The sequence below is a fragment of the Belnapia moabensis DSM 16746 genome (assembly GCF_000745835.1).
GTDB classification, from domain to species: Bacteria; Pseudomonadota; Alphaproteobacteria; order Acetobacterales; family Acetobacteraceae; genus Belnapia; species Belnapia moabensis.
Genome location: NZ_JQKB01000081.1, coordinates 1 through 17531 on the forward strand (window position 1 = coordinate 1; position 17531 = coordinate 17531).

17 protein-coding genes and 1 pseudogene are annotated in these 17531 nt (G+C 72.0%); 11 read left to right on the top strand and 7 right to left on the bottom strand.

Annotated features, from left to right (window positions below; genetic code table 11):
• The 3 genes and pseudogenes from EP26_RS32470 to ygfZ form a co-directional block, all read right to left on the bottom strand.
• Positions 1-2068, bottom strand: a pseudogene (locus EP26_RS32470) (hypothetical protein); the annotation flags it as partial.
• Positions 2069-2155: 87 nt separating this feature from the next.
• Positions 2156-2644: a M23 family metallopeptidase gene (locus EP26_RS38305; protein ID WP_052389681.1), complete on the bottom strand. Its 489-nt coding sequence runs from the start codon at positions 2642-2644 to the stop codon at positions 2156-2158.
• Entirely contained in the window at positions 2641-3450 is an 810-nt protein-coding gene (gene ygfZ, locus EP26_RS25650; RefSeq protein WP_043343005.1) for a CAF17-like 4Fe-4S cluster assembly/insertion protein YgfZ, read from the bottom strand. The genes EP26_RS38305 and ygfZ overlap by 4 nt, the downstream gene beginning before the upstream one ends.
• Positions 3451-3511: 61 nt before the next feature.
• Between ygfZ and EP26_RS25655 the strand changes: the two genes are divergently transcribed.
• The 7 genes from EP26_RS25655 (at position 3512) to yghU (ending at position 10912) form a co-directional block, all read left to right on the top strand.
• Complete coding sequence (locus EP26_RS25655) at positions 3512-4432, top strand: glycosyltransferase family 9 protein (protein ID WP_043343006.1); 921 nt, start codon at positions 3512-3514, stop codon at positions 4430-4432.
• On the top strand, positions 4429-5193 hold the full coding sequence (locus EP26_RS25660; protein ID WP_043343007.1) for a glycosyltransferase family 2 protein: 765 nt from the start codon (positions 4429-4431) through the stop codon (positions 5191-5193). The genes EP26_RS25655 and EP26_RS25660 overlap by 4 nt, the downstream gene beginning before the upstream one ends.
• A 28-nt stretch (positions 5194-5221) precedes the next feature.
• Positions 5222-6238: a glycosyltransferase gene (locus EP26_RS32475; protein ID WP_052389682.1), complete on the top strand. Its 1017-nt coding sequence runs from the start codon at positions 5222-5224 to the stop codon at positions 6236-6238.
• Between the two features lie 76 nt (positions 6239-6314).
• Complete coding sequence (locus tag EP26_RS25670) at positions 6315-7358, top strand: glycosyltransferase (RefSeq protein ID WP_043343008.1); 1044 nt, start codon at positions 6315-6317, stop codon at positions 7356-7358.
• Complete coding sequence (gene asnB, locus EP26_RS25675; protein WP_043343009.1) at positions 7358-9118, top strand: asparagine synthase (glutamine-hydrolyzing); 1761 nt, start codon at positions 7358-7360, stop codon at positions 9116-9118. The genes EP26_RS25670 and asnB overlap by 1 nt, the downstream gene beginning before the upstream one ends.
• A gap of 183 nt (positions 9119-9301) precedes the next feature.
• Positions 9302-9970, top strand: coding sequence for a hypothetical protein (locus EP26_RS25680; RefSeq protein ID WP_043343010.1), 669 nt, complete (start codon positions 9302-9304; stop codon positions 9968-9970).
• A gap of 75 nt (positions 9971-10045) precedes the next feature.
• Positions 10046-10912, top strand: a complete 867-nt coding sequence (gene yghU, locus EP26_RS25685; RefSeq protein WP_043343012.1) for a glutathione-dependent disulfide-bond oxidoreductase — start codon at positions 10046-10048, stop codon at positions 10910-10912.
• 34 nt (positions 10913-10946) lie between these two features.
• Here the strand turns inward: yghU and EP26_RS38310 are convergent, their stop codons facing one another.
• The 3 genes from EP26_RS38310 to EP26_RS25695 all read right to left on the bottom strand — a co-directional run bounded on the left by EP26_RS38310 (position 10947) and on the right by EP26_RS25695 (position 13333).
• On the bottom strand, positions 10947-11078 hold the full coding sequence (locus EP26_RS38310; RefSeq protein WP_281177119.1) for a hypothetical protein: 132 nt from the start codon (positions 11076-11078) through the stop codon (positions 10947-10949).
• Positions 11079-11197: 119 nt separating this feature from the next.
• A complete protein-coding gene (locus tag EP26_RS25690) occupies positions 11198-12526 on the bottom strand; it encodes an MFS transporter (RefSeq protein ID WP_043343013.1) in 1329 nt (442 codons plus the stop codon).
• 243 nt (positions 12527-12769) lie between these two features.
• Complete coding sequence (locus tag EP26_RS25695; protein ID WP_043343015.1) at positions 12770-13333, bottom strand: TetR/AcrR family transcriptional regulator; 564 nt, start codon at positions 13331-13333, stop codon at positions 12770-12772.
• Between the two features lie 105 nt (positions 13334-13438).
• On the opposite strand from EP26_RS25695, the gene EP26_RS25700 reads away from it, so the two are divergent.
• Both EP26_RS25700 and EP26_RS25705 read left to right on the top strand, forming a co-directional pair.
• Positions 13439-14143 (top strand): glutathione S-transferase, encoded by a 705-nt coding sequence (locus tag EP26_RS25700; protein WP_245624519.1) that lies wholly within the window; start codon positions 13439-13441, stop codon positions 14141-14143.
• A gap of 192 nt (positions 14144-14335) precedes the next feature.
• Positions 14336-15664 carry a dihydroorotase gene (locus EP26_RS25705; protein ID WP_043343016.1) on the top strand — a complete coding sequence of 443 codons (1329 nt, stop codon included), beginning with the start codon at positions 14336-14338 and terminating at the stop codon, positions 15662-15664.
• 122 nt (positions 15665-15786) lie between these two features.
• Here EP26_RS25705 and EP26_RS25710 read toward each other — a convergent pair whose 3' ends face one another.
• A complete protein-coding gene (locus EP26_RS25710) occupies positions 15787-16611 on the bottom strand; it encodes a lipid-binding SYLF domain-containing protein (RefSeq protein ID WP_043343018.1) in 825 nt (274 codons plus the stop codon).
• Between the two features lie 231 nt (positions 16612-16842).
• Here EP26_RS25710 and EP26_RS25715 point away from each other — a divergent pair, with 231 nt between their 5' ends.
• Positions 16843-17217: a calcium-binding protein gene (locus tag EP26_RS25715; RefSeq protein WP_043343019.1), complete on the top strand. Its 375-nt coding sequence runs from the start codon at positions 16843-16845 to the stop codon at positions 17215-17217.
• A gap of 41 nt (positions 17218-17258) precedes the next feature.
• On the top strand, positions 17259-17531 hold a 273-nt coding region (locus tag EP26_RS25720), incomplete at its 3' end, for an IS5/IS1182 family transposase (protein ID WP_043343021.1).

The following is a 17531-nucleotide window of genomic DNA, read 5'->3' on the forward strand; positions in this document are numbered from 1 at the left end:
GCCCGACCGGACCGCCCGGCGTGACGAAATCAATCACCGGCGTCACGTCCACGACCGGCTTGCTCACCGGCACCACCGGATCGACCACCGCCGGCGTGTCGTGCCCCGTACCCAGAACATCGCCCAGGACAGCGCCGTCTGGCCCGCCCGGCGCGGCGTGATCCACCACCGGCTTCACGTCCACGACCGGCCCATTCGCCGGCACCACCGGATCGACCGCCGCCGGCACCTCGTGCCCGACCGTCTCAAGCACATCGCCCAGCACAGCGCCAACGGGACCATGCGGCGCGGCATGGTCAACCGCCGGCTTCACGTCCACGACCGGCCCATTCGCCGGCACCACCGGATCGACCGCCGCCGGCGTGTCATGCCCCGCATTCAGCACATCGCCCAGCGTAACGCCAACCGGCCCGCCCGGAGCGGCGCCCGGCGTCACCTCCGCGACCGGACCGCCCGCCGGCACCATAGGATCGGCCACCGCCGGCCCCGCATGCCCGACCACCCCGGGCCCATCACCTAGCACGGCACCGACCACCGGCCCCACTGCCGGGCCAACCAAGGCGCCTTGATCTACGCCAACTGTCCCGGTCTCCGGCTTCGTAGCATGAGCCACGGCCGGATCGAGCCCGCCCAGCACGGCACCGATGACCGGCCCCACCACCGGGCCAACCGAGGCGCCCTGATTTCCGCCGACCGTCCCGGTCCCGGGATTCGCCGCATGAGCCACGGCCGGACCGAGCTCGTCCAGCGCGGTGCCGGCCACCGGCGCCACCGACGTCCCGCCCCCAACCCCCGGCACCACCAGATCGAGCGCCACCGGCACCGCTGCAGTGCTGGGGCCAAGCGCCGTCACGCCATCCGTCACCACCGCCCCGGCCGGGCCGGCATGACCCGCCCCGGTCGCCATGCTAGGGGCCGCAGCCGCCGCATGATCCGCCACCACGGCGACCTTCGCCGGCACCACCGGGGCCGATGCCGCATGACCCGCCGGTGCGACCGCATTGGCATGAGGCGCCGTCTCCGCGACGCTCCCGCCACGATCGGCCTTCGCCTCGGCCGCTGCGACCTTCACAGGGGCCGCCGCCTTCGCCACCCCGAGCCCGACCAGTTCCACCGTCCCGGTCGCCAGCCCAGCCATCAGCCCATCCGACTGCGCCGGCCCGGCGGTGACCGGCGCCGCCCAGGCCACGACCCCGTCATCCGCGTCGGCGACAGCCTGGCTCGTCCGCCCGCTCACATCCTGGCTGACGGCCACCGTCACCGCACGCGCCGGCGCCACATGCACCGTATCGCCCGGCGCCGCCTGGGACTGCGCCGCATCCCCCGCCTTGGCCTCGCCCTGGGCCAGTGCCTTGGCCCCTTCGGCGGCCTTTGCCGCCTTTCCTGCCTCGGCGACGGCCCGGGTCTGCGACGCCATCAGCAGCGCCGCATCCACCCCGCCGACCGCCCGCGCCTCACCCCCCGACATCAAGCCGAGCCCGGACGCCGCCTCCGCCAGCAGCCCCGCCTGGCCGATCACTACTGCTGAAAGCCCGGCCTCGCGCACGGCCCAGGCATCGCCCTCGCTGCGCAGGATGTTGGAGGGGATGATGGTCGTCCCCCGCGCCACCGGCCGCTCCTCCACGGTGGCGGCGACGCGCGGGCCCTGCACGGTGACGATGCCGGCGTCGCTGCCGCCCTGGTCGAGCCCGCTCGCAGTCTCCGCCCCGGCCATGGCGATGCCCGCCCCGCCCGCGCTGCTGCCGCCGCCGCGCGCTGCGGCCTGCTCCGGCGCCACCCCCGCCGCATCGTCATCGGCCGGCGCCCCGGCCTGCGGACCCAGATTGTCCAGCACCGCCGCCAGCAAGGCCGCGCTGAGCCCGAGCCCCGCCATCTGCGGCGAGACCACCCGCTCCTTCAGCCGCGCCCGCGCGAAGCGCTGCGCGCTCTCCAGCAGTTCCTTCTCGGTAAGCGGCGGGGGCGGCGGGCGGCTCGGTCGGCTGACCTCACCCGGCTCGAGGAAGGAGGCATCCTCCTGCAACTTTCCCCGCCGGAACATGCTCGCCCGCTGCCACTGGTCGACGCCCATCCGAGATTTCCTTCATTACGCGAAACGAGCAGCCCTAAAGGAAACCGTATACGATAGACCCTCACGATCCCGGCCATCACGCTCCGGCTACCGTCCGCCCTCCGCAACGGCCCCGCACCGCGCCAGGCCAAGCCACGGCGCCGGGTCCTGGCGCATCCCATCGGCCAGCAGCTCGAAATGCAGATGCGTTCCGTAGGTGATGCCGGTCCGCCCGACCCGACCCAGCCGCTCCCCCTGTGCGACGCTGCGCTTGCCCGAAGCCAGCGCCGGCACCACGGCGCCGAGATGCGCATAGCGCGTCACCCACCCGCCCGGATGGACTAGGTCCACCTCCAGCCCTGCCGCCCCGCGCCGCCTGATCGCCGCCACCTGCCCCGCCGCGGCAGCCATCACCCAGGCCCCCGCCGGCGCCGGCAAATCGATCCCGCCATGCATCCGCGATGCCCTCGGCCCCGCCCCCTCCCGCGCGCCGAAGGGCGAGGAGATGCAGGCCGGCCTCACCGGCGGCACCAACTCCGGCGCCTCCCCCGCCGCCCCCAGCAGCAGGGCCGCGGCGACGAGCAGCGGCGCCCTCACCCGCCCGGCAACGCCATCCAGCCGGGCCGGCGCGGCCGCAGCATTGCCTCGCCGCAGCGCAGCGCCCGTCCATCCAGCGCCTCCAGCCGCAGCTGCGCGATCCCGAGGTTCCCGCGCCCCGAGCGCATCTCCCCCATCTCCGCCCCCTCGGCGGTGACGGGCGTCCCCGGCCCCGGCAGCGGCCCCTCGACCTCCACCGGCACCAGCCGCCGCTTCAGCAGCCCGCGATACTTGGTCCGCGCCGTCAGCTCCTGGCCCATGTAGCAGCCCTTGCTCCAGGAGACGCCGTGCAACTCGTCGAAGCCGGCCTCCAGCAGCACCGTCTGCTCCGCGACGAGGTCCCGGCTTCCCTCCGGCAGGCCGAGCGCCAGCCGATGCGCATCCCAGTCCTCCGCGGAGGCATCCGCAACCGGCGCCTCCCCCGAGACGAGCCGCCACCCCGCCGCCTCCAGCCGTGGATCGGCCACCGCCCCGGCCGGCATCTCCGCCCCGCCCCAGCCCACGGCCACCACCATCTCGCCGGAGAGATCCCGCAGCACGACCTTCGACCGCAGCCGGAACCGCCCGAGCCGCTGCGCCAGCATCCCCGCCTGCACCCGCTCGCAATCGAGCAGCAGCCGCTCGCCATCGGCATGGATGAAGAAATCCGCCAGCCACTTCCCCTGCGGCGTCAGCAGCGCGGCGAAGACCGCCCGCCCCGGCCCGGCCTCGGCCACGTCATTGGAGACGAGCCCCTGGAGGAAGGCCACCCGGTCCTCCCCCGTCACTTCCACAACGCCCCTCTCGGGCAGGATCGCGATCGGCATGCAACGGAGTTGGCCCCCCCGCCCCTCCGCGACAAGCCCGAGCCGTGCTAAGCCCCGCCGCGTGCGCATCCTCTTCATCACTGCGACCCGGATCGGCGACGCCGTCCTCTCCACCGGATTGCTCGACCACCTGATCCGCCAGCACCCGCAGGCGCGGTTCGTCATCGCCTGCGGCCCGGCCGCCGAGGGCGTCTTCGCCCGCATGCCGGGCCGCGCCTGGACCATCGTGCTGACCAAGCGCCGCCTCCGCCTGCACTGGCTGGAGCTCTGGCGCGAGGTCGGCACCCAGCGCTGGGACCTCGTGGTCGACCTACGCGGCTCCGCCTTCTCCTTCCTCCTCCGGACGAAGCGCCGCTTCGTCATGCGCGGCGGCCGCCAGCCCGGCCCCCGCCTCGCCCATCTCGGCGCGCTGATGGGCCTAGACCCGCCGCCCCTCCCCGTCGCCTGGTTCAGCGCCGCCGACCGCGACCGCGCCGCCGCTCTCCTGCCCGGCGACGGTCCCTGGATCGCCCTCGGCCCCACCGCGAATTGGGACCGCAAGGTCTGGCCCGCCGAACGCTTCATCGCCCTCTTCGAGGCGCTGACCGCCCCCGGCCAGCCGCTGGAAGGCGCCCGCGCCGCCATCCTCGGCGGCCCCGGCCCGCAGGAGGCGGCGATGGCCGCTCCCGTTCTCGCCGCACTGGGCGACCGCGCCGTGGACCTCGTCGGCCGCATCGCCCTCCCCGAGGCTGCCGCGGTGCTGGCCCGCGCCGCCCTCTTCGTCGGCAACGACAGCGGGCTGATGCACCTCTCGGCGGCCACCGGCACGCCCACCCTCGGCCTCTTCGGCCCCTCCCGCGTCGCCGAATACGCCCCCGCAGGCCGCCGCACGGCAACGGCCATCGCGCCCTCCAGCCCCGCCCTCGACAGCATGGCCGACCTCACCCTCGACCAGGCCCTGTCTGCCGCCGAAACCCTCCTCGCCGAGCCGCTTCCCGCATGAGGCTCTCCGCCCTCGTCGTCGCCCGCAACGAGGCCGCCCGCCTCCCCGCCTGCCTTGCCAGCCTCGCCCCCGCCGACGAGCTGGTCGTCGTCCTCGACCGCAGCACCGATGCCAGCGCCGAGATCGCCCGCACCCACGGCGCCCATGTTCTTAAGGGCGAATGGTCCCTCGAAGGCGACCGCCGCAACGCCGGCATCGCCGCCTGCACCGGCGACTGGGTTCTCGAGATCGACGCCGACGAGCGCGTCCCCCCCGAGCTCTGGCCCGCTTTCCGCGCGACGATCGCCACCTCCCCCCACGCCTTCCACCGCATCCGCATCGACAACTACGTCGGCGAGCGGCTGATTCTCCACGGCTGGGGCGGCAGCTTCGGCACCACGCTGAAGCCCATCCTCTTCCGCCGCGGCGCCAAGCGCTGGCGGGCCCAGCGCGTCCATCCCGGCCTCGACTGGACCGGAACCGAGGGCGAGCGCATCACCTCGGCCGGCATCCGCCACGAGGTCGACCGCGACATCTCCGACATGCTCCGCCGCCTCGACCGCTACTCCTCGGCGAAGGCGGCCGACCTCCTGGCCGCCGGCGACATCGGCTCGCTGCCCGACAACCTCCGCCGCTGCTTCTCCCGCATCATCAAGTGCTACGTGGCGCGGCGCGGCTACAAGGAAGGCGGCTGGGGCCTGCTGATCGCCCTCTGCGCCGGCCTCTTCCCCCTGCTCGCCCACCTCAAGGCCCGGCTGGAACCGGAGCGGCACCGCGGATGACGCCGCCCGGCCGCCCGCGTCCCCACGGATGAGGATCGCCCTCGCCACCGAAGGCCCCCGCCTCGGCCCCGCCGCCCTCGCCGAACGCCCCCTCGGCGGCGTCGAGACCGCCTTCGCCCTGCTCGCCACCGCCTTCCTCGCCCGCGGCCACACGCTCGACCTCCGCGCCGGCACCGACCCGCCCGAGACCCGCGACGGCCTCCCCTGGCGCCCCCTTGCCCCCGGCGGCCCGCCCGCCGACCTGGTGATTGCCAACCGCCTCCCCCGCCTGTTCCGCGACCTGCCCCCCGGCCGCCGCGTGCTCTGGCTGCACAACCCCGGCGGCTACCTCCGCAAGCCCCGCCACCTCCTCCCCCTGCTCGCCGCCCGGCCGCGCCTCGTCACACTGGGCCCCTCGCACAGCGCGAGCCTGCCCTGGTTCCTCCCCTTCCGCCCGGTCGAGATCCCCCTCGCCCTCGCCCCGCCCTTCGACGCGGCCGCCACCCCCCGCCCGCCGCCCCCGCCCGTCGCCGTCTTCACCTCCAACCCGCTGCGCGGCCTCGACTGGCTGCTCGACCTCTGGACGGCCCGAATCCACCCGGCCGTGCCGGGGGCGGAGTTGCACCTCTATGGCGGCGCCGCCACCTATGGCGGCGATGCCCGCCTCTCCGCCCGCGCCGCCCCGGTGCTCGCCCGCGCCGCCTCCCTGGCCGCCGCGGGCGTCCGTCTTTGCGCACCCCTGCCCCGCCCGGCATTGGCCGCCCGCCTGCGGGAGGCGCGCGTGATGCTCTACCGCGGCGACCCCGGCGAGACCTTCTGCCTTGCCTTGGCCGAGGCCCGGTCCCTCGGCCTCCCCGCCGTGGTCACGCCCCTCGGCGCCGTCCCCGAGCGCATCGCGGAGGGCGAGACCGGCCACATCGCCGCCGGCGACGAGGATTTCGCCGCCAGCGCCATCCGCCTCCTCACCGATGACGCCACCTGGACCCGCCTCCACCACGGCGCCCTCGCCCGCGGCCCCGGCCCCTCCTGGTCCGACATCGCCGCCCGCTTCGAGGCCCTGGCATGACGCGGCCCGATGGCCGCAGCGCCGAAAGGCGTAGAGGGCTGAATCGGCCCGCGCGCCGCGCCAGGCATGCCCTGCCATGAGGATCGCCCACATCATCGCCGGCGCCCCCATGGGCGGCGCCGAAGCCTTCTACGAGCGCCTCACCCTCGCCCAGGCCCGCGCCGGCGAGTCCGTCCTGGCCGTCATCCGCACCGATGCCGCCCGCGCCGCCCGCCTCGCGGAGGGTGGCCTCGCCCCCGTGCAGCTCCCCTTCGGCGGCCCCTTCGACCTCCGCACCGCCCCCGCGCTGAAGGCGGCGCTGGCCCGCTTCCGCCCCGAGGTGGTCGTCTCCTGGGCCAACCGCGCCAGCCGCTTCGCCGGCAGGCTCCGCCGCCGCGGCGCTCCCTGGCCGCTGGTGGGCCGCCTGGGCGGCTATTACGACCTGAAATACTACCGCGGCTGCGATGCGCTGATCGGCAACACCGAGGACATCCGCGACTGGGTCATCGCCCGCGGCTGGCCCGCCCCCCGCGCCCACTACGTGCCGAATTTCGCCGCCGACCTCGCCGGCGCCCCGCCCGCCGCACTCCCAGCCCCGGCAGGCAGCCGCCGTCTGCTCGCCCTTGGCCGCCTGCACCCGAACAAGGGCTTCGACATCCTCCTCCGCGCCCTCGCCGAACTCCCCGAGGCCCATCTGTCGCTGGCCGGCGAAGGCCCCGAGCGCTCGGCGCTGGAAGCCCTCGCCCGCAGCCTCGGCCTCGGCCCTCGCCTCGCCTTCCTCGGCTGGCGCCAGGACACCGGCGCCCTGCTCGCCGCCTGCGAGGTCCTGGTCTGCCCCTCCCGCCACGAGCCGCTCGGCAATGTGGTGCTGGAAGCCTGGTCCGCCGCCCGCCCCATCGTCGCCGCCGCCGCGCAAGGGCCGGCAGCGCTGATCCGCCTCGGCGAAACCGGCCTTCTCGTCCCTAAGGAGGACCCGGCCGCCCTGGCCGCCGCCCTCCGCACCCTGCTCGCCGACCCCGCCCGCGCCACCGCCCTCGCCGCCGCCGGCCGCGCCGAATACGCCGCCCACCACGCCGAGGCCCCCGTCCTCGCCCGCTGGCGCGCCTTCCTCACCGCCCTCGTCCCGCAGGAGATGGCCTGATGTGCGGCCTCGCCGGCCTTGCCCTCCGCCTGGGCCAGACGCCCTCCGGCGCCACCCTCGACGCGCTCACCCGCGCCCTCGCCCATCGCGGCCCGGACGGCCACGGCCACCACGTCTCGGGCAATGTCGCCCTTGCCCATACGCGGCTCTCGATCATCGACCTGGTGACGGGCGACCAGCCGCTCTTCGCCGGCGCCGCCGCCCTCGTCGCCAATGGCGAAGTCTACAATTACCGCGAGCTGCGCGAGCAGAACCAGCTGCACTGCTCGACGGGCAGCGACTGCGAGCCGCCGCTCCACCTGTTCCGCCGCGACGGCATCGCCTTCGCCGACCGCCTGCGTGGCATGTACGCCATCGCGCTGCATGACCGGGGCACCCGGCAGCTCGTCCTCTCCCGCGACCCCTTCGGCATCAAGCCGCTCTACCTGGCCGAGGTCGCGGGCGGCCTCGCCTTCGCCTCCGAGCCCCAGGCGCTGATCGCCGCCGGCCTCGTCGAGCCCCGCATCCGCCCCGAAGCCCGCGCCGAGCTGCTGCAGATCCAGTTCACCACCGGCGCCGAGACCATCTTCGAAGGCATCCGCCGCATCCTCCCCGGCGAGACCGTGGTGATCTCCGACGGCGCCGTGACCGAGCGCCACCGCCGCGCGGCGCTACCCGAAGGCGGCCCCGAGGACATCGCCCCCGAGGCGGCGCTGACCCGCCTCGATGCCGCCCTCGAGGAAAGCGTCCTCCTCCACCAGCGCAGCGACGTGCCCTACGGCATGTTCCTCTCCGGCGGCATCGACAGCAGCGCCGTCCTCGCGCTCATGGCCCGCCTCAACGACCGCCCGGTCCTCGCCTTCACCGCCGGCTTCGACGTCCCCGGCGCCGCCGACGAGCGCGCCGCCGCCGCCCATCTCGCCCGCGCCGCCGGCGCCCGCCACGTCACCCTCTCCGTCACCGAGGCCGATGTCTGGCGCCACCTGCCGGAGATCGCCGGCGCCATGGACGACCCGGCCGCCGACTACGCCATCATCCCCACCTGGTTCCTCGCCCGCCGCGCCCGGCAGGAGGTGAAGGTCGTCCTCTCCGGCGAGGGCGGCGACGAGATCTTCGGCGGCTATGGCCGCTACCGCGCCGCGATGCGCCCCTGGTGGCTCGGCGGCAAGGCCCCCCGCTCGCGCGGCAGCTTCGACCGCCTCGACATCCTCCGCGACCCGCTCACCGGCTGGCGCGACGGCACCGGCGCCGCCGAATCCGCCGCCGCCAGCCCCGGCCGCACCCGCCTCCAGGCGGCCCAGGCGCTCGACATCGCCGACTGGCTGCCGAACGACCTGCTGATCAAGCTCGACCGCTGCCTCATGGCGCATGGCGTCGAAGGCCGCACCCCGCTGCTCGACCCCGGCATTGCCGCAGCCGCCTTCCGCCTCCCCGACGCGCTGAAGGTCCAGCGCGGCAGCGGCAAGTGGCTGCTGCGCGAATGGCTCGCCCGCCACTTCCCCGCCGCCGAGCCCTATAAGCCGAAGCAGGGCTTCACCGTCCCCATCGGCGCCTGGATCGAGGGCGTCGGCGACCGCCTCGGCCCTCTTGTCGCCGCCCAGCCCGGCATCGCCGAGATCGCCCGCCCCGACCGCGTCGCCGCCCTCTTCCGCCATGCCGGCGGCGAGAAGCACCGCGGCTTCGCCGCTTGGCACCTGCTCTTCTATGCCCTCTGGCACCGCCGCCATGTCGAGCGGCGCGATGTCCGGGGCGATGTCTTCGAGGTCCTGAGCGGGCGATGACCGGACGTCGCGGCGCGAAACCACCCCGCCCGCCGCAACCACCGGAAGATCGAACGGCAACCACCACACTTCCTGATTGACGGTCCTCCCCTGCCGCCGCACCCTCTGCCGCCGAGTGCCGGGTATTGGGGAGAGACGCCGCTGTCGTTCCAGGCCTTCGTCGACGAACCCAAGACCTATCTCATGGTCCACCAGATGGCGATGAGCGGCGAAGGCGGCTCGCTCTGGAGCAACGGCGCCACCGCCATGACCCGTCATGCCGCCGTCGCCAACCCCGCCAACGGCAACTCCGTCCAGTTCACCCACAACTCCAACGTCACCATGAACCTGACGACGTCGCTGGGCCCGAAGAACTTCGGCGCCATGGCGCTCGGCCAGGTCGGCGTCATGAACAAGCGGACGGTCACCTACGTCCCGGCGCCGGGCGGCACCCTGCCCGGCATCCGCATCCTGCCCTGGAGCGCGACGGACGTGACCTTCATGGCGCTGAACGGCACCGCCGACTTCGCCCTCACCGGCCCGCTGACCGGCTGCACCGTCGCCGCCGTGGCGCATGGCGGCAGCATCTGGTTCTTCCACGCCAATGTCTCGGGCGGCGGCGGCGTCGGCCCGGCGAACCGCGCCACCAAGCGGCAGATGATCCGCCAGGCGGGCAACCTCGTCGGCATCCCGGGGACGGCCGACTACGTCTTCTGCCAGTACGGGCCGGACCACGACTACAACGGCCAGGCCTTCGTCTGGGGCCGGCGGCGGGCCGGCGGCAACTGGAAATTCTATGTCCACGAGGTGCAGCCCGAATCCGGTCTGTTCCACACGCGCCGGACGGTGGACGGCAAATGGGCCGATATCTGACCGGCCCGCTCCACTGGGTTTCGCGGTCCGCCGCCCAAGATCATGATCGAGGCACATCAGAGAGGAGCCCCGATCATGTCCGACTACACCCCGCCCAAGGTCTGGTCCTGGAACAAGGCCAGCGGCGGCCGCTTCGCCAACATCAACCGCCCCATCGCCGGCCCGACCCATGAGAAGGAGCTGCCGGTCGGCCGCCACCCGCTCCAGCTCTACTCACTCGGCACGCCGAACGGCGTGAAGGTGACAATCATGCTGGAGGAGCTGCTGGCCCTCGGCCATGCGGGCGCCGAATACGACGCCTGGCTCATCAAGATCGGCGAGGGCGACCAGTTCGGCAGCGGCTTCGTCGCCATCAACCCCAACTCCAAGATCCCCGCCCTGCTCGACCGCAGCGGCCCGGAGCCGATCCGCGTCTTCGAGTCCGGCGCGATCCTCGTGCATCTCGCCGAGAAATTCGGCGCCTTCCTGCCGACCGAGACGGCGAAGCGCGCCGAATGCCTCTCCTGGCTGTTCTGGCAGATGGGCTCCGCGCCCTATCTCGGCGGCGGCTTCGGCCATTTCTACGCCTATGCGCCGACCAAGATGGAATACCCGATCGACCGCTTCGCCATGGAGACCAAGCGCCAGCTCGACGTGCTCGACCGCCGCCTCGCCGAAAGCGAGTATCTCGGCGGCGCGGACTACACCATCGCCGACATCGCCGTCTTCCCCTGGTATGGCGGGCTGGTGAAGGGCTGGCTCTACGGCGCGGCGGAATTCCTCGCCGTCCACGAATACAAGAACGTCAACCGCTGGGCCGACCAGCTCCTCGCCCGCCCCGCCGTGCAGCGCGGCCGCATGGTCAACCGTGTCCAGGGCGAGCCCTCCAGCCAGCTCCACGAGCGGCACGAGGCCAGCGACTTCGAGACGAAGACCCAGGACAAACTCGCCCCGCAGGGCTGAGCGGGAGGGGGAGGCCACCGCCTCCCCCGTATCCTCAGGAGCCGAGAACACCCCGCGAGGCGGCAGCCGCCTCGCTGCCGGGTTCGAGAAGCAGCCTCTCCAGCGCCACGCGCGTCAGGATGCTCACGCCAGTCACCGCCGCAACGCCAAGCAGGAAGGAAACCATCGGATAACTCCGCTGTGCCTGTTCCTCCCTCGACCCGGGGTTATGTTGCACCGCAGCACGAACGCGACGCAAGCACGAAATCGAGAGCGCGCCAGAAACCAGGCGCCCCCAACCCCGCCTCAATGCGCCATCGCCGACTTGCCCGCCGCCGCCGTCTCCAGCCGCGAGTTGACCTTCAGCGTCATGGCGACGATGCCGCCCACCAGCGTGACGCCGCCGAGCACCAGCAGCCCCGCCGTGAAGTCGCCCGTCGCATCCCGCAGGTAGCCCATCATGTAGGGACCGGCGAAACCCGAGAGGTTGCCGATGGCGTTGATCGCCGCGATCCCCGCCGCCGCCGAGGTGCCGGTGAGGAAGGCGCTCGGGATCGGCCAGAGCAGCGGCGGCGTCGCCGAGACGCCGATCTGGCTGAGGCAGAGCAGCCCGAGCACCAGCACCGGCGAGGAAACCAGCCCCGCCGCCGCCACGCCGACCGCCGCCAGCACCATGGCGAAGCACACATGCTCCCGCCGCTTCAGCGTCCGGTCGGAGCTGCGGCCGAGCAGCACCATGCCGATGGCGCCGAAGACGAAGGGCAGCGCCGCCAGCAGCCCGGCCTGGAAGTTGGTGACGCCGAACCCCTTCACGATCGTCGGCAGGAAGAAGGAGACGCCGTAGCTCGCTGCATTCAGGCAGAAATAGACGAAGGCGCAGGCCAGCACCCGCGGGTCGCTGAGCGCCCGGCCGATGCTGATATGCTCGGCGCTCTGCTTGTGCTCGTGCTCCGCATCCAGCCGCCCCTGCAGCCAGGAGCGCTCCTCGGCGGAGAGCCACTTCGCCTGGATCGGCCGGTCGGTCAGGTAGAAGACGACGCCGGCCGCCATCAGGATCGACGGAATCGCCTCGATGATGAACAGCCACTGCCAGCCGTCGAGCCCGCCGCCCGTCAGGTTCAGCAGCGCCCCCGAGACCGGCGCGCCGACGATCGACGAGAAGGGAATGGCCAGCATGAACAGCGCCACGACGCGGGCGCGGTAGACCGAGGGGAACCAGAGCGTCAGGTAGAAGATGATGCCGGGGAAGAAGCCCGCCTCCGCCGCGCCGAGCAGGAAGCGCAGGATGTAGAACACCCACTCGTTCGACAGCCCGGTCATCGCGGCGATCGGCCCGATGAAGGCGAACATCCCGGAGATGATGCCCCAGCTCACCATGATCCGGGCGATCCAGAGCCGCGCGCCGAACCGGTCGAGCGCCAGGTTCGAGGGCACCTCCAGCAGGAAGTAGGAGATAAAGAACAGCCCCGCGCCGAGCCCGTAGGCCGTCTCCGAGAGGCCGAGCGCCGCATTCATCTGCAGCTTGGCGAAGCCGACATTCACCCGGTCCAGATAGGCGACGAAGTAGCAGACGAAGAGGAAGGGCATGAGCCGCCACATCACCTTCCTGATCGTCGTGGTCTCGATGGCGTCCATGCGCCCGTCCCTCCCCCAAGGTGATACGTCCGGACGCAAGCGTGGCTCGCTCGGCTTGGTTCCTGACCCTGAACGGAAAGCAAGGAAGCCGGCGCGGGAAAGCCTTGCATTCCCGCCCAAATCATGATGTATTAGAAATGAAAACTGCCACTCCCTGCCCGGCGCCCCAACGCGGAAGGCCGTGCGAAGCCTGGGTCTCCAAGTGACGATCAGAGGCCCGCGCAGCGGCTTCGTGGGGCGTTCCTACGCCGGCAGCAGCCCCGCCGCCCGGTAGCCATCGATCAGCGCATCGTAGAGCCCAAGGTCCGAACGGCTCCGCGCCATCAACTGGGCGCCTGCCACCGCGGCGAAGATCGCGCGGGCCCGCGCCTCGCCCTGCTCGGCCGGCACCACGCCCGCGGCCGTCAGGAGCCTGCCCAGCCACGCCACATTGACCTCAGCGAAGGCCTGGACCTCCCGCTTCACCGCCTCCGGCAGGTCGTCATGCTCGGCCGCCATGAAGCTGGCGAGGCACATGCGGTTGCCGGCCTCGAGCGAGCGGCGGAACAGCTCCGGGTAGCGGCCGAGGCAGCGCAGCGGGTCGGCGGTCTCCGCCGCCATGGCCTCGAGGCTGGCCGCCGTGTCCTCCCAATAGCGCCTGACGACCGCGGCGCCGAGATCGGCCTTGCTCGGGAAGTGGTAGTGGATGCTCGCCGCCTTGATGCGGACCTCCTCGGCCAAAGCCCGGAAGTTCAGCCCGCCATAGCCATGCGCCTGCGCCGTCCGCCGCGCCGCGGCGAGGATGGCTTCCTTCGCGCTCGCACTCATCCCTGAACCCTCGCCACCATTTACCTACCAAGTGATAGATAGGCGTTGACGGCCGCGGTTGGAAGCCATATGCCAGACCTACCAACTGGCAGGTAGACAAACACGATGGCATCCCCCGATCCCAAGACCTCCGGCCCCGCCCTGATGACGATCCATGACTGGCCCACCGGTCCCTATCCGGCCCGCGTCCGGATCGCCCTGGCCGAGAAGAACCTGCAATCGCGCATCCGCTTCGTCTCCGTCGATCTCTGGAAGGGCGAGCACAAGTGGCCCGAATTCCTGGCGAAGAACTACTCCGGCACGCTGCCCGTCCTCGAATTGGCGGACGGCACCTTCATCGCCGAATGCACCGCCATCACCGTCTATCTCGATGCGCTCGACGGCGCCCCCACCCTCACCGGGCGGACGCCGTGCGAGCAGGGGCTGATCCAGATGATGAGCAAGCGCGCCGAGCTGGAGGTGCTCGACGCCGTCAGCGTCTACTTCCACCACGCGACGCCCGGCCTCGGCCCCGATGTCGAGCTCTACCAGAATGCCGAATGGGGCCTCCGCCAGCGCGACAAGGCCCAGCGCGGCATGCGCTACTTCGACGGCATCCTGCGCACGCAGCCCTTCGTCGTCGGCGATGCCTTCTCGATGGCCGACATCACCCTCATCGGCGGCCTGATCTTCGCCGGATTGGTCGACCTGGCGGTGCCGGCGGAATGCACGGCGCTCCAGGCCTGGTACGCCCGGATGCAGGAGCGCCCCAGCGTGCGGAACCGGGTGACCATGTCCGGCCCGGCCGTGGCGCCGCCACGGGACCGTTGATCGCGGCGGCCCGGCGGCGGGCGTCCACTAAATTCCTCAATTCCAAAACCCCCGCCGCCCTCCCCAGCAAACTCAAGCCCTTACTCCCCGCCTAGCCCGCCCCCGCCTCAAACCGCCCGAAGCGCATCGCCCCCTTCCCCCCTCCCCCGCATCGCGGGATAACCCCCACCGATCAAGCGGAAGGAGACGCCCATGCCCGCCTTCGACCTCGTGCTGCGCGGCGGCACCTGCGTCCTCCCCTGGGGCGAGGAGGGGACCGATATCGGCGTCCGCGCCGGCCGCATCGCCGCCATGGGCGACCTCCGCACCGCCGAGGCCGCCGAGACCATCGACTGCACCGGCCTCCACGTCCTCCCCGGCCTGATCGACGCCCATGTCCATCTCCGCGACCCCGGCGACCCGGCGGTGGAGACGCTGGAGAGCGGCACCCGCGCCGCGCTCCTCGGCGGGCTGACCGCGGTCTTCGACATGCCGAACACCGCCCCCTCCATCACCGACCGCGAGCGGCTGGACTGGAAGCGCGGCTACCTCGAAGGCCGCGCTTGGGTCGATGTCGGCCTCTATGTCGGCGCCTCGAAGAAGAACATCGCCGAGCTGGCCTCGCTCGAACACCAGCCCAATGTCTGCGCCGTGAAGGTCTTCGCCGGCAGCAGCACCGGCGACCTCCTGGTCGAGGACGACGCCTCGCTGGAAGCCGTGATGCGCAGCGGCCGCCGCCGCATCTGCTACCACTCGGAGGACGAGTACCGCCTGCAAGAGCGCAAGCCGCTCTTCCACAGCGGCATGCCGCACCGCAACCACATGGTCTGGCGCGACGTCGACTGCGCCCTCATCGGCACGCAGCGGCTGATGACCCTCGCCCGCAAGACCGGCCGCCCCGCCCACATCCTCCACGTCTCGACCGCCGAGGAACTCGCCCTGCTGCGCGACTACCGCGACGTCTCGACGGTCGAGGTCCTGCTCAACCACCTGACCCAGACCGACGAGGCCTATGACCGCCTCGGCGGCTACGCGGTGATGAACCCGCCTATCCGCGACGAGCGCCACCTCCGCGCCGCCTGGGCCGCCGTCGCCGACGGCACGGTCGATGTCGTCGGCTCCGACCACGCCCCGCACAGCCGCGCCGCCAAGGAGCGCCCCTGGCCCGACGGCGCGGCGGGGCTGACGGGCGTGCAGACCATCGTCCCGCTGATGCTCGACCATGTCAGCACCGGCCGCCTCAGCCTCTCGCGCCTGGTGGACCTGATGTGCGCCGGCCCCGCCCGCGTCTATGGCGTCACCGGCAAGGGACGCCTGGCCGCCGGCTACGACGCCGACTTCACCCTGGTCGACATGAAGCGGCAGCGGACCATCGAGGAAAGCTGGATCGTCTCGCCCTGCGGCTGGACGCCCTTCGCCGGCCATCGCTGCACCGGCTGGCCCGTCATGGCGATCCTCCGCGGCGCCGTCGCAATGCGCGAGGACGAGGTGGTCGGCTCCCCCCGCGGCACCGGCGTCCGTTTCGCCGAAGCGCGCGGCTGAACCGACCCGCGATCACCGGGCAAACCCCGACCGGATGACATCATCCGATCGGAGCCCGTCGCTCACGCGACCAAGGGCCAGAACGGCCCCCGCAGGCCAGGGCGAACGGAGACCGTCCTGGATTACCGCAACGGCGGCAGCGGCGCCCGCTGCACCCCGCCACCCGCCACCGGCGGCGGCCCGCTGCCGAGCGTGCCCGGCGCTGGCTGCTGATAGGCCGGGGCCTGCTGATAGGCGGCCGGCGCCGGAGCCGCCGCCGTGCCGCCCCTGGAATCGAAGCGCATCAGCGCCGCCCGCAGCGGGTCCGCCCCCGGATTGTGCGCCTGCATCGCCACCACGATCTGCCGCGGCCCGACCTCCTGCCGGTAGTAGGAGCGGTTCCACTCGCTCCGCGCCGAGAGCAGCGTCCCCTCCAGCGTCAACCCGGCATAGAGCCCGCGCGCCCGGGCGAAGGCGACGATATCCGCCCCCGCCGCCGCCGTCGTCGCCCCCTCGACCGAACCGCCGAAGGTGGCGAAGGCCAGCGAGGCATCCGCCCCCAGCTTCAGCTGGCTGTCGAGCAGCGCCGTCAGCGCCCGGTCGTTCATAATGAGCATCAGGATCTGCAGATCCTGGATGCCCGCTTGCAAGCCGAAGCTGCCCGACCCCATCGAATAGAAGGCCGGCGAGGACCAGGAGCCGGCTGCATCCCGCCCGACCATCACGCAGCCGCCGCCCTCGCCGCCAAAGAAGAAGCCGCCGCGGAAGATGCGCGGGCAGACCAGCACGGCGCGCGCCCGGTGCAGCATCTCTGCCGCCTTCAGCCGGTCATTCCCCTCGCCGAGGATCTCCTGGACGGAGAGCGTCGCCCGGTCGACCAGCGTCTGCTCCTCCCCTCCGGCCGGCACGCCGCCTGCGCAGCCGGTCAGCATCGCCAGGGTAAGGCCCAGGATCATCAGACGCCGCATGAAGCTTCCCCACCAAGCCATGGATTTCCGTGGCGGAAGCTAACCGGCTTTGCCCGGCCTGTCCAAAGCTTCGCCGGAACGCCTGGACCATGTCTGGACAGGCTTCCTGGTGCAGCGCGACATCTTGTTACGGTTAACAAAGTATTTCGAGTGGCCGGAATGCAATCTTGGGTTGTATAGTTCTCTGCGATCACCCGTCACGAGCGCTCACCGACAAAAAGGAGATGAGCCATGGCAGACTATGCATCCATCATCGGCGGCAATGGAGGCTATCTGGCCTTCGACGAGGTGCCCCGGGGCATCGACGCCTTCTACCATGTCGACAGCGCCATACCGATCCTCGATCTCTCCATGCGCGGCGGCGACAGCTATGTCGACGGTGCCGGCAACGCCAACCCGTTGCATGTCTTCCTCGGGAAGGGCGACGACACCGTCCGCACCGGCAGCGGCGATGACATCATCTTCGGCGGCAAGGGCAACGACGACATCAATGCCGGCGACGGCCGTAACTTCGTCGTCGGCAGCCAGAGCCGCGACACCATCAGCGCCGGCCATGGCGACGACACGCTGAGCGGCGGCAAGGGCTCTGTTGCACAAATGGCCTGAGGGGGATTCATCTCGTGAATCCAGCGTGATAGCTGGACGGCATGAGCAGACCGACACCGCCGACTTACAAGACCAGGAACTGGCCTGCCTACAGCGACGGGCTCAAGCGACGCGGCTCGCTAACGATCTGGCTCGATCTCGAGATGACCTGGGAAGCCGCGCCGACCGGTAAACGGGGCCGACAGCCCCTCTATAGCGATGCTGCTGTCCAGACCTGCCTGACCATGAAGGTGCTGTTCGGCATGGCGCTGCGCCAGACGACTGGCTTCGTCGAGAGCCTCCTGCGGCTGACCGGCCTTGATTGGACTGTGCCA

Bases quoted from the DNA above. Each gene is read 5' to 3' on its own strand.
- ygfZ (WP_043343005.1), bottom strand. From the start codon at position 3,450: ATGCCGATCGCGATCCTGCCCGAGAGGGGCGTTGTGGAAGTGACGGGG.
- EP26_RS25660 (WP_043343007.1), top strand. From the start codon at position 4,429: ATGAGGCTCTCCGCCCTCGTCGTCGCCCGCAACGAGGCCGCCCGCCTC.
- EP26_RS32475 (WP_052389682.1), top strand. From the start codon at position 5,222: ATGAGGATCGCCCTCGCCACCGAAGGCCCCCGCCTCGGCCCCGCCGCC.
- EP26_RS25670 (WP_043343008.1), top strand. From the start codon at position 6,315: ATGAGGATCGCCCACATCATCGCCGGCGCCCCCATGGGCGGCGCCGAA.
- asnB (WP_043343009.1), top strand. From the start codon at position 7,358: ATGTGCGGCCTCGCCGGCCTTGCCCTCCGCCTGGGCCAGACGCCCTCC.
- EP26_RS25680 (WP_043343010.1), top strand. From the start codon at position 9,302: ATGGTCCACCAGATGGCGATGAGCGGCGAAGGCGGCTCGCTCTGGAGC.
- yghU (WP_043343012.1), top strand. From the start codon at position 10,046: ATGTCCGACTACACCCCGCCCAAGGTCTGGTCCTGGAACAAGGCCAGC.
- EP26_RS38310 (WP_281177119.1), bottom strand. From the start codon at position 11,078: ATGGTTTCCTTCCTGCTTGGCGTTGCGGCGGTGACTGGCGTGAGCATC.
- EP26_RS25690 (WP_043343013.1), bottom strand. From the start codon at position 12,526: ATGGACGCCATCGAGACCACGACGATCAGGAAGGTGATGTGGCGGCTC.
- EP26_RS25695 (WP_043343015.1), bottom strand. From the start codon at position 13,333: ATGAGTGCGAGCGCGAAGGAAGCCATCCTCGCCGCGGCGCGGCGGACG.
- EP26_RS25700 (WP_245624519.1), top strand. From the start codon at position 13,439: ATGGCATCCCCCGATCCCAAGACCTCCGGCCCCGCCCTGATGACGATC.
- EP26_RS25705 (WP_043343016.1), top strand. From the start codon at position 14,336: ATGCCCGCCTTCGACCTCGTGCTGCGCGGCGGCACCTGCGTCCTCCCC.
- EP26_RS25710 (WP_043343018.1), bottom strand. From the start codon at position 16,611: ATGCGGCGTCTGATGATCCTGGGCCTTACCCTGGCGATGCTGACCGGC.
- EP26_RS25715 (WP_043343019.1), top strand. From the start codon at position 16,843: ATGGCAGACTATGCATCCATCATCGGCGGCAATGGAGGCTATCTGGCC.